Source organism: Chryseobacterium sp. Tr-659 (assembly GCF_011752975.1).
In the GTDB taxonomy this organism is placed as follows: Bacteria; Bacteroidota; Bacteroidia; order Flavobacteriales; family Weeksellaceae; genus Chryseobacterium.
Genome location: NZ_VWWP01000001.1, coordinates 512,622 through 523,954 on the forward strand (window position 1 = coordinate 512,622; position 11,333 = coordinate 523,954).

At 34.1% G+C, this 11,333-nt stretch carries 12 protein-coding genes; 9 read left to right on the plus strand and 3 right to left on the minus strand.

Annotation, left to right across the window (positions count from 1 at the left end; genetic code table 11):
- Positions 1–70: 70 nt before the first annotated feature.
- The 6 genes from F3J23_RS02220 to rimM all read left to right on the plus strand — a co-directional run bounded on the left by F3J23_RS02220 (position 71) and on the right by rimM (position 3,888).
- Entirely contained in the window at positions 71–601 is a 531-nt protein-coding gene (locus F3J23_RS02220; protein ID WP_167023427.1) for an SRPBCC family protein, read from the plus strand.
- Positions 602–807: 206 nt separating this feature from the next.
- The gene (locus tag F3J23_RS02225) at positions 808–1,257 is read left to right on the plus strand and encodes a hypothetical protein (protein ID WP_167023431.1); all 450 of its coding nucleotides are present in this window, start codon (positions 808–810) and stop codon (positions 1,255–1,257) included.
- Positions 1,258–1,390: 133 nt separating this feature from the next.
- The gene (locus F3J23_RS02230; protein ID WP_167023434.1) at positions 1,391–2,026 is read left to right on the plus strand and encodes a DoxX family membrane protein; all 636 of its coding nucleotides are present in this window, start codon (positions 1,391–1,393) and stop codon (positions 2,024–2,026) included.
- A gap of 46 nt (positions 2,027–2,072) precedes the next feature.
- Positions 2,073–2,582, plus strand: a complete 510-nt coding sequence (locus tag F3J23_RS02235; RefSeq protein ID WP_167023437.1) for a nitroreductase — start codon at positions 2,073–2,075, stop codon at positions 2,580–2,582.
- A 185-nt stretch (positions 2,583–2,767) separates the two neighbouring features.
- Positions 2,768–3,331 (plus strand): 30S ribosomal protein S16, encoded by a 564-nt coding sequence (locus F3J23_RS02240; protein WP_167023440.1) that lies wholly within the window; start codon positions 2,768–2,770, stop codon positions 3,329–3,331.
- Positions 3,332–3,345: 14 nt separating this feature from the next.
- Entirely contained in the window at positions 3,346–3,888 is a 543-nt protein-coding gene (gene rimM, locus F3J23_RS02245) for a ribosome maturation factor RimM (RefSeq protein WP_167023443.1), read from the plus strand.
- A 65-nt stretch (positions 3,889–3,953) separates the two neighbouring features.
- Here rimM and F3J23_RS02250 read toward each other — a convergent pair whose 3' ends face one another.
- The 3 genes from F3J23_RS02250 to F3J23_RS02260 all read right to left on the minus strand — a co-directional run bounded on the left by F3J23_RS02250 (position 3,954) and on the right by F3J23_RS02260 (position 7,425).
- Positions 3,954–5,600, minus strand: coding sequence for a serine hydrolase domain-containing protein (locus F3J23_RS02250; protein ID WP_167023445.1), 1,647 nt, complete (start codon positions 5,598–5,600; stop codon positions 3,954–3,956).
- Positions 5,601–5,695: 95 nt separating this feature from the next.
- Complete coding sequence (locus tag F3J23_RS02255) at positions 5,696–6,499, minus strand: helix-turn-helix transcriptional regulator (RefSeq protein ID WP_167023448.1); 804 nt, start codon at positions 6,497–6,499, stop codon at positions 5,696–5,698.
- Positions 6,496–7,425 (minus strand): helix-turn-helix domain-containing protein, encoded by a 930-nt coding sequence (locus tag F3J23_RS02260; protein WP_167023451.1) that lies wholly within the window; start codon positions 7,423–7,425, stop codon positions 6,496–6,498. Before F3J23_RS02260 ends, F3J23_RS02255 begins: the two co-directional genes overlap by 4 nt.
- Before the next feature lie 317 nt (positions 7,426–7,742).
- Here F3J23_RS02260 and F3J23_RS02265 point away from each other — a divergent pair, with 317 nt between their 5' ends.
- From F3J23_RS02265 to F3J23_RS02275, 3 genes are all read left to right on the plus strand, one after another.
- A complete protein-coding gene (locus tag F3J23_RS02265; RefSeq protein WP_167023454.1) occupies positions 7,743–8,390 on the plus strand; it encodes an LA_2272 family surface repeat-containing protein in 648 nt (215 codons plus the stop codon).
- 36 nt (positions 8,391–8,426) lie between these two features.
- Positions 8,427–9,065, plus strand: a complete 639-nt coding sequence (locus F3J23_RS02270) for a hypothetical protein (RefSeq protein WP_167023457.1) — start codon at positions 8,427–8,429, stop codon at positions 9,063–9,065.
- 153 nt (positions 9,066–9,218) lie between these two features.
- A complete protein-coding gene (locus F3J23_RS02275) occupies positions 9,219–10,946 on the plus strand; it encodes a helix-turn-helix domain-containing protein (RefSeq protein ID WP_167023460.1) in 1,728 nt (575 codons plus the stop codon).
- The last annotated feature ends 387 nt before the right edge of the window (positions 10,947–11,333 follow it).

Genomic DNA, 11,333 nt, shown 5'->3' on the forward strand with positions numbered 1-11,333 from the left:
GGGAATATTTAATTTTGAAAACAGATTGTAAGAATCATCATTGAAATCAAAAACCTTAAATAAATAGACTATGAAAACACTCTTTAAAATTATCGGAATCATCATTGTTTTGATTCTTGTTTATGCTGTTATCGCAATACTGGCTTTCAGTAAAGACTATCATTATGAAAAATCCATCGTCATTAATGCCCCAAAGGAAAAAGTATGGACTTATGTGGGTTCTTTGAAAGGATATAATATGTGGGATCCTTTTTCAAAAGCAGATAAGAACATTGTAATCACTTATTCAGGAGAAGGAGATAAAGTTGGAGATTCCTATCACTGGAAAGGAGATAAAAATGTAGGAGAAGGAGAACAGTCCATCACAGGAATTGTTCCAAACGAAAAAATGAGTACAAAGCTTCATTTTGTAGAGCCTTTTGAGGGAGATGCTAAAGCCGTTTTTACGCTTACTCCTGAAGGAAGCGGAACCAAAGTGACGTGGTCAATTGATAATGAATTAAATGCTATGGCCAAGATCATGAAGCCTTTGATGAACGGTAACATGGATAAAATGTTTGGGCAGGGATTAGGAGACTTGAAAAAACTATCTGAGAAATAGATATTCAAACAGAAAGATATTGAACCGGCTTTAGCAGGAACATACATAATGAGGTTGGCCCCAAAAGCCAACTTCTTTTGTATAATAAATCACCATTTTCTAGTGCTGTACCTGTAATAGTGATGTTCGCAATAGTGATTTGATAAGATTAAGGAAAATGTAAATTATTATTCTAAAAATATTATCTTTATATAAAGAATCGATTTATGGAGAAGATTGTATTTGAAAAAAGTGATATCAGGGACTTTGTGAAAACTACCATTGCAGAGAAAATTGAAAAATTAAAAAACTTTATCGAATTTACTCAGGAAGCAAGCCGTGACATCAAAAAAACTCCAAAATATGACAGCATGAGAGAAGAAATGCAGGAGGAAATTTACCAGATGCAGCGGCAGCTCGGGGCATTAAACGATCTTAAACGAAATATGGCAAAAGTACTGAACACTGCTACGCAAAGAGTTCAGCTGGGTTCTTTGGTGATCACCAATAAAGCCCGTTTCTATATTTCAGTATCATTGGGTGAGTTTTTCTTTGAAGGAGACCGGTTTTATGCAATCTCTCCGGAAAGCCCCATGGCCAAAAAGATGATGGGAATGAAACCCGGTGATGAGTTTACCCTGAATAAGATCCATCAGAAGATTATAGAGGTATTATAGGAAAGGGGCTGTCTTAGTTATTGATGAAGGGAAAGAAGGTATAAGAAGATTTGGGATTATAAGGAAAGATTGTATAATCTGTAACGATTAATCATCTGCAAGCAACTAATAATCTTAAACTTAAAACCTGCTTATGAACTTCGAAAAACTAAGAACCAGCAGAATTAATCAATGGATTATTATACATCTCCGCTATGTAGTGGGATTTGCTTTCTTTCCGTCAGGGCTCGTAAAACTGATGGGTGAGCGCTTCACAAGAATTTCTACCGATGATCCGATCGGTTATTTTTTTGAAGCATTATACCAATCAGGTTTTTATTGGAACTTCTTAGGTCTTGCACAGCTCATTGCCGGAATTTTATTAATGACACAACGTTTTGCAACACTAGGGGCCTTAATGTTTCTGGCTATACTGAGTAATATCTGGATCATCACCATCAGTCTTTCATTCACGGGAACATGGATAATAACATCTTTAATGATGATTGCTGTCCTTCTATTAGTAGTGTGGGACAATCATAAATGGCTTCCGCTTTTTAATTACAATAAAGCAAGTACGGTAAAGGAATATCCGGATCCTGCATCTGTCTGGATCATTGCCGGAGTTATATATGCCGTAAGTTTTATGATATTGTATATGCTTGACCCTGTAAAAGGGAATGTATATGAGAAATGGTTAACCGGAATATTGATCATCACCATTTTAGTGACTTTTGTTTTTAGTAATTTAAAAGCTTACAGGAATCATAAGTTAATGCTGAATACTTAATGTTTTTAAATGAAAAGATTGAATTTCATGTTGTAAATTTGCAGGTATGAATAAAGCGGACATTTTAAAAGAAATTATAGAGCAGAGAAGAAGCATCTTTCCAAAAGATTATACAGATGCGGAAATAACTCAGGAAGTCATTGATGAAATTTTACATTCAGCAACACTGGCTCCGAATCATAAACGTACAAAGCCTTGGCGTTTCAAGGTTTTTAAAGGTGAAGAAAAGGCAAAGCTGGCTTCAGAAATGCAGGCCATCTATAAAGCAACACAGCCTGAACAGCTTTTCCTGGAAAAAAAATATAATGACATAGGTTTTAAGATTAATAAAGCCAATGCGGTGGTATCCATTATTGTTAATTTTAGCGGTATGGTCCCGGAATGGGAAGAAATTGCAGCTACTTCAATGGCAGTTCAGAATATGTATCTTAGCTGTACCGCAAACAATATTGGCTGCTATTGGAGTTCTCCAAAGATTGTAGAGGATTTGAAAGACTCTCTTACTATTGAAGAAAACCAGAAATGTCTGGGGCTTTTCTATATGGGGAAAATTTAGACTAATATAACAATGTAAATAGTTTACCAATATACCAATGCAGCACTTCTAAAAAGGGAATGAAAATATTGTTATACTGTTAGATTGATAAATTGTTACATTATTGATTGCCCAATCAGATTTTTTATTTATCTTTGCACTCTTAAATATTTAACTGGGACGAGTTCCCGTAAAATTCAAACATTATGTCAGTAAAAATCAGATTACAAAGACACGGTAAAAAAGGAAAACCTTTTTTCCACATCGTGGTTGCAGATTCTAGAGCTAGAAGAGATGGTAGATTCATCGAAAAACTAGGAACTTACAACCCAATTACTAACCCGGCAACTATCGAATTGAACGTTGATTCTGCTGTACAGTGGTTAAACAACGGGGCTCAGCCTACTGATACTGCTAGAGCTATCCTTTCTTACAAAGGTGCCCTTTACAAAAAACACTTACAAGGTGGTGTAGCTAAAGGTGCTTTTGATGAAGCTGAAGCTGAGAAAAGATTCAACGCTTGGGTAGACGCTAAAGATGCAAAAGTACAAGGTAAAGTAGAAGGTTTAGCAACTGCTAAAGCTGATGCTAAGAAAGCTGCTTTAGACGCTGAAGTAAAAGTAAACGAAGCTAGAATCGCTGCTGCTGCACAAGCTGAAGCTGATGCTAAAGCTGCTGAAGAAGCTGCAAACGCACCTGCTGAAGAAGTTGCTGAAGCTACAGAAGGAGAAGCTCCTGCTGCTGAAACTGAAGAAAACACTGAAGCTTAAGAACAAACCCTGTTATGCGTAAAGAAGATTGCTATTTTTTAGGGAAAATCACACGCAGACATGGACTTGCGGGTAACGTCATCCTTAAATTGGATACCGACCAACCCGAGCTTTACAATAAATTGGAATCAATATTCGTTGAAATCAACGGATTATTGGTTCCATTTTTTATTGAAAAATCATCATGGAGCAAATTAGATGCTCTGAATATTGCTTTTAAAGGCTCTTCTGAAGCTATGGTAGATCAGGTGCTGGGTAAAAATGTTTACCTGCCGCTTGCCAGTTTACCTAAACTTTCAGGAAAACAATTCTACTATCACGAAATTATCGGGTATAATATCCTTGATGAAAATGATAATGACTGTGGAGTAATCCGTTCTGTAAACGATCAAACTGCACAAAATTATTTCATTTTAGGATTTGAAGGAAGAGAAATTGTTATTCCTTTAATCAAAGATTGGATTCTGGAAGTGAACAGAGAAGAGAGATTCATTAAAATGCAACTGCCTGAAGGCTTGATGGACGTATTCCTGGTTCCATCTAAAAAAGACGAATAGTTTTTGCAATAAGCAATAAGCTTTTTCCGTCTGCATTGTATCAATTATTATTCATTGCCAGTTACTTATTTACTCATTACTGCGGGTAAAAGGTATTCCTGCACTATTTTTTCTGCCTGTGCATGGGCGTAAGACTGATTATAAGCGGTTGCTGTAATCACGATGACAACAGGAATATTCTTAAAAATAATAATTTTATTTCCTCCATTTCCGCTGCATTGAAATGCTTCAAAAGTGGTATTCCCCGCTTTATAAACCTTTCTCCAGAATAAATAACCATAGCCTTCAAAGTCTTTATTATCCGCAAAATAATTGGTAAAAGATTTTTTGATCCAGGTTGTATCCAGAATTGTTTTCCCATTCCAGATGCCATTATTCTTATAAAGCTGTCCGAATTTGGCAAAATCCAGCACTTTCATCCTTAATCCTCCGGCCAAAGAAGGTTTTTTCTGAGGTGTGAATTGCCATTGATAATCCTTAATTCCAAGGGGTTGAAATAATTTCTGATCTGCATAATTTTCCAGACCTTTGGGAACAGCTTTATCCAGAATATCTCCGGTTACCACAACGCCGGCAGTGAAGTAGCTCCATGTTTTCCCCATTGTATTTTCTGTCATAGGCAGATCTAATGTAAATTGTACCCAGTTATCTGTAGGGTACATGTTTTCTTCATTTCCCGGAGATTCATAGTTATCATCATTTCCATCAAATCCTGAGCTCATTGTTAATAAGCTTTTTATAGTGACATTTTCTTTTTTGGAAGAATAATTTTTAAATTCATTAAGTGTATAAAATTCTTTCAGACTTTGGTTTTCACTTGTTAAGAAGCCTTCTTTTATTGCAATTCCTGTTAAAGCAGAAGAAAAAGACTTTCCAACAGAGCGTGTATCTTGTAAGGAATCTCTTCCGGAACCATTGAAATACTCTTCCAGAAGCAGTTTTCCGTTTTTAATAACAGCAATGCCGGTAATATTTCTGAATCTGTTTTCTGCTATTTTTTTATTTAAATTTCTGACTATTTCAACATTGAATTTTTCCTTAGAAATGATCCAGTCATTATTAGGCTGAACAGGCTGAACGGCAATCTGCTGTTCTGAAATGTTCTTTTGCGGAATACTAAGATTAATTTCTCCTTCCGTTATTATAGGTCCCGTTTTTACAGATGAAGTTTTCAGATAGGGACGGATTTCAATTTTTAAAATATGATTTCCGGGAGCCAATGCATCAATTCCGTCGTGGGCCAGATAAAAACGCTGCCATAGATATCTTCCCCAGGAATCTTCATTTTTGCTGCTGATGAGCGGGATTCTGAAAGTAGTTTTATACTTTTTATTTTCCGGTGTGCCTGCTCCGGTATTTAGATTTTCCTGGTAGATCAGCTTTTTGTCAACATAAAATGAGAATTGAAAATTTCCTTTTGTAAGCAATTCATCTGTATTTAAAGCCGGATCAATCTGATGCAGATAATTGATAAGAGAATTATCAAAAAATACATGAATATCCAGATCTTTATTTTCCTGAAATGTGGTAGAAGTGAGAATATCAGACTCTTTTAGGTTTTCTAAAGAAATCTTTTTGTTGAGAAAAACGATTTTACCTGAATATTTTTTTTGTATCAGGTTCTCTGTTTTTTCCGGAGTAAAGATATTCTTGTTTTGGGCCGGATAAAGATAGAATGTAAAAAGAATAATGAACAGTGCTATTCGTTTCATCTCAAATATTTTATGACAAAAATAAAAAGTGTCTTTCAGGTAAAATAGAACAATATTAACATTGATTCAATTTTATGACTTAATGTGTATAAGAATTATTGTTTTAAAAGACTTCGGTATTTCAGTGGTGTTATTCCTATATTTTCTTTAAAACAGCGGATAAAATGACTTTGATCTGCAAATCCGCATTCCAGAGCAATATCGGTCAATGGGTTCTGAAGAGCAAGAAGCTCCAGAGACTTATTCAGTTTTAATTTTCTGAGATATTCTCCCAGATTACAATGGAAATGTTTCTGAAATTCTCTGCTCAAATGAACGGGATGGATATCCGCGGCTCTTGAGAGATCAGTAAGGTTTAATTTTTCAGTGAAACTCTCGTGTAAAATTTCGTTGATATGATGTACCCATAAAGGTTTCTTCTCACTTTTTTCTTTCGGAGCATTTAATCTGCTGAAAAGGCTTAATAAAAGTTGACTGACCGCTGGCTCAAAAGAAAAGTCATTGAATTTGGTCTCTTTAAAAATTTTATATATCAATAATTTTAACCCGGGATCCTGTATATTAAAACTACCTTCCACATTGTCTTTTTGAAGGTCAAACTGTTCAAACCAGCTTTTTGAGATCTCGATATGAAAACCTCGTGTAAAAACATCCGGTTTAATATTGTAATGCGGATCTTCCCAATGATGATAGAGCAATGTTCCGGCAGAACATTCATATATTTCCTTTTTATTTCCTTCCTTCATATGCCCTTGAAGAAGGAATGTAAAGTAAGCATTTTCATGATAGTGCCAGTCTACGTAAGGGTGAGTATACTCCGTATCTGTAATGGTCAGCCCTTCAAAACTGATCTTTTCATTGGTGTTTCCAAAATATTCGCCGTTACGAAGAGTGTTCATGATAAATTTTGTTTTAACTTGTCAACTTGTTCATACATCCTATTAAAAAATATTTTTCTTTCTCTGTTCCCTGATTCATTTAATGATTTTGAATTTTTAATCTGATGCTCGAAATAGCTTAAAGAATCTTCACACGTCAGTTGGTCATTAGTCATCATATATCCGAACATGCTGAAAGGAACAAAAAAGGAACATTGCTGCTCATTTTTAAATAAAATACTATTGTTTAAAATTACTAAATCATTCACATATATCTGAAAATTAGTTTTTTCCAGAGTTTTATTTTCAAGTCCTTCCAGTAATTTCCTCAGATCATCCAGAATAAGATCAACATCATTCTTCTTTACCAGCCCCATTTCATAATAAAATGAGATCTGCCTTAAAGCGCTCATGATTGTGGTATCATTCCATATTTCTGTTACGTTTTGTTTGTCGTAAAGGTCTTTCAGCATTTCATTTTTTACAGAATGATATTCCATATTAAATTCATGAAACGGGCTTAGAAATTTGTCCTGATTCAATAAATTCATCCATACATAGAACTTGAAGCGAGAGAGTATTGAATCTGAAATCGTGTAAAAAAATGGAATATCCTTCGCGGAATAAAATACTTTAGAATTGTTGATATTCTGGAAAACATTCAGAATTTTCAGTGAACTTTCAAAATAGTTCAGAAGGTCTTCGGTTGTTTTTACGGGTTGTGTTCTTTTGACCACCAACTGGTTTTCCGTTCCCAGAAACTGATCCAGTGAGATCTGATAATACTTGGCAAGCTCCAGAGCTTCCTCAAAGCTGAACTTGGCTTTCAAAGAAGTTCTTCTGTGAGCTGCATCATAGCTGATATTAAGAATGTTGGCAATCTCATCATTTAAAGATTTTTCACCGATTTTTCTTCGGATTTCCTTCAATAGAGCTTCCTGGTGCATAGTTTTGTGATTTTCACAAATGTAATGATTTTTTTGTGGAAATAATTGTTGATTTTGTGTTTGAAAGGGTTTGAAGATGGGAGCTGGAAGCATAAATATTAATTCGCTATAATAATTTGATTTTATAATGAGTAGTCGTACTGATAACTGTCAGTAACTTCCATCTTCACTCTTCATGCTCCCAACCCTTCAAAACTTTACGCCTCCCTATACATTTTGTGATTTTCACAAAAAGGATATTTTTTTTAATTTTTTTTCACATTCGTAATGGTGGTCTCTGCTTATAATTTTGAAATGTAATTTTAAAATAATGAGTTATGAAAACACGAATTTTATTAATAGCAGTTCTTTTATTCAGCAGTTTGATGCATGCATCAGATACATTAAGAATAGATTCTTTGAAATCAAGATTTGTTGCAGCTTCCCCTTCAAAAAATGTAAGAAACGTCAACGGAATTTTATTCAAATATTATGACGAGGAAGAAAAATTTACCCCTAAAAGAGTGAACGGATTAGGAATGGGATTCAATTTCCTGGGCATTTTTCTTCCACCGTTGATGCTTTTCGGATTGCCGTCAATGGGAGATTGGAATCTTGATGATGATTATGTTATTGTTCCCAGAGAAAAGATGAATAAGATCAACGGGCTGCAATTGTCACTGATCAATATGGAACCTACGGTAACGAATGGATTGGAGATTAACGTTTCAAGTAATATCAGCACCTATGCTGTGACCAACGGAGTTTCTGTTTCACCTTTTTTTAATCTGCATCATGAAATAAAAGGCGTTTCTGCAGCACCATTGGCGAATGTCGGAATGAAGTGTAGAGGACTCCAGATTGGGTTGTATAATAAATGTGGAAATTTCATAGGTGTGCAAATTGGAATGTGGAACGAGAACGGAAAGAGAAAATTACCTCTTATCAACTGGAATTTTAAGAAGCAAAAGGTCAATAAAAAGTGATGAGAAAGTTAGTTTGGATATTAAAATAGTAAGGTGATGATCAATTATAAATTAATAATATTGATGGTAATGCTATCCGGGTATATCTTTTCCCAAAATACCATCATTGATACGTTGAATGTCAATAAAGAAGAACCTTTTGATTATAAAAAATATTATGATTGTACCAGCGGTGAAGGAAATGTTCTTATTGCTATCAAAAAAAGAAAAGTATTCACAAATCTTGAGGATGTAAGAAAGTCGGGGAACGGTTTTGCTATAAAGATGGAAGCGGTTTACAGTATGGAATTTGAAGATGGGAAAAGGTACGAGAGCAGTGTGGTAAAAAATATTACTCAAGACAGTATTTCGATCTCTAATTTTTTCAATGAAAATGCGGCAAAACTTGCAGGGAAATCGTTTTCGTTAATTACCTATTCTCTGTCCTCTCTGAAATATGTCCGTTTTATCAATGACAGGATGCTGTCGATGTATAATAAAAAGAATATTCAGAAAAATTATGATTTGATTGTGAGGAAAATGGAGCACGCAAAAATGTGTCCTGCTGTAATCAATTTTAAAGAAAAAGGAGAGATGAAGGTCTGTCATTTTTATCTGACAGATCAGGGATATGATCTTCTCTATGAAGACAAAGGAAGAGTGTATTATCTGGAAGGGAAAATAGAATGGAAGTGATTTTTACAGAGCGTACAGTCTTCAGATTGTACGCTTCTTATACCTTTATCAATATTGATTTTTATGCAAAGACCGATTAATACATAGAAAAAAGCAAAAGAGGTGATGTATGTAGTGAAGAAAAATAATATTTTTGTAATATAGCTAGGATGAATGATGAAAATAAAATATTTAATACTTTTATTTATTATAGGGAATGTATTTCATGCACAAACCCATAATATAGAAAAAAATATCCCGGAAAAAAGAACTTATCAGGAATTGGAAGAAGAATTCTACAATGACCTGACCGGAGATGCTCACAGTAAAAAAAGTATTGCCAATTATTACCTGAAAAAAGCGAAATCTGAAAAAAACACGACTCAGATTGCGGAAGCATATGTCATGCTCCATTTTAATGAAACATTGCCCAATGCATTAAAATATCTCGACAGCTTACAACACATCACCAAAAACTCCAAAGAAAATATTTATCCGGCAAGAATCTATCTTTTAAAAGGAAATCTGTATTTCAGAACAGATAATCTTCAATCTGCACTCAATAACTATATCTTAGGGCTGAAATACGCAAAAGAGAAGGGAAATAAACGGCAGATTGCTATGGCACATATCAGTATTGCTTATCTTAATAATTATATCGGGAAACATGCAGAAACGGCAAAAACATTAAGACATTACGCTTATAACGCCGATTATATGAATGAGTCGGAAAAAAATAGCCTTAAGTTGAATTTGGCAGATGCCTATATAGAAATCAGTAAAATGGATTCCGCTTATATTCTGATACAGGAAGGCTTAAGAGATTCAAAAAAGAACAGAGATATTTATCGTTATCATCAGAATCTTGGGCTTCTTGGATATTATAATGTACAAAAAAAGAACTATCAGAAAGCCATCGATAATCTTTTGGAATGTAAAAAATATTTTTCAACAAGCCAATATGCCACTCGTAGAAACGAAAATTATACCCTTTTAAATCTGGGAAGATCCTACGCCGGAGTTAAAGATAGAGAGAAAGCAATAGATTGTTTCAGAAAGATTGATTCTATGGTTCTTAAGACCAATTATGTCTATCCTGAGCTCAGAGATGTATATACTTATCTCATTGATTATTATAAAGAAAATAATGACAAGGAAAAACAATTGTATTATGTAGAACGGTTTTTAAAAGTTGATCAGGTTTTGGACTCCCAGTTCAGATATATTTCAAGAGAGCTTCCAAGAAGATATGACGCTCCCGAACTGCAGCAGGAAAAAGAAACCATTACGAATGAACTTAAAAAAAGAAAGAACCTCTTTTATATTGTCTTAAGTCTTCTAATGATATCACATCTATTATTTCTGAATTTTTACTTTAAATACAAAAGGACCGAAAAGAAATACAAAAAAATTGCTCAGGATTTGATTCAGTCTGTAAATGAAAAAAGAGTGAAGAAAGATGTCGAGATGAAAAATGAAATAGTGCCGGAACCTCTTCCGTTACAAGATACGGAGACAGAAGATAAAATTACCAAAACTATTTCAGAAGATATTGCACAGGCAATTCTTAAAGAGCTCGCAGCCTTTGAAAATAAAGAACAGTTCTTAAATAAAGGAATTACATTAGGAGCGCTCGCTAAAAAAATAAAAACCAACTCCAAATATTTGTCGGAAATTATCAATACTTACAAAGGGAAGAATTTTGCCACTTATCTGAATGACCTTCGTATAGATTATGCGATCAACAGATTGGCTAATGATAGAAAATTCAGGTCCTATAAAATCCCGTTTATTGCCGAAGAACTTGGTTACAATAATGAGCAGGCTTTCACAATGGCATTTAAAAAACGAACCGGAACGCCGCTTTCCATTTATCTCAAAGAGATTGAGAATATGAAATAAATTTTATTTTAACTTATTAGCTTTCAGTTAGTTAATATTTATAGATTCATAATTTTAGATATATAAATTTATGAATCTATAAACTATTGACTTGTATTATCATGTCACTTTGCAGGATATTTGCTTCAGGTAAAAACACACAACACTTGTATTTTGTATGTGCGCAGTACAAAATACAAATAGAGGATCGCTGATCAGAAAATTTCAGAGATTCTTAAAAAAGATTAATCGGAAGAACATTAAAAATAACCATTAAAATAAAACAAACAGAATGTGAATAATGATAAAAAGTTAGATATGTAAAGAGTGATGTTCATTTAAAAATCATGAAGCATAAGAGATCTGTTTTATTCATTCTTACTATTATTTATTAAGCGTGGGAATCAA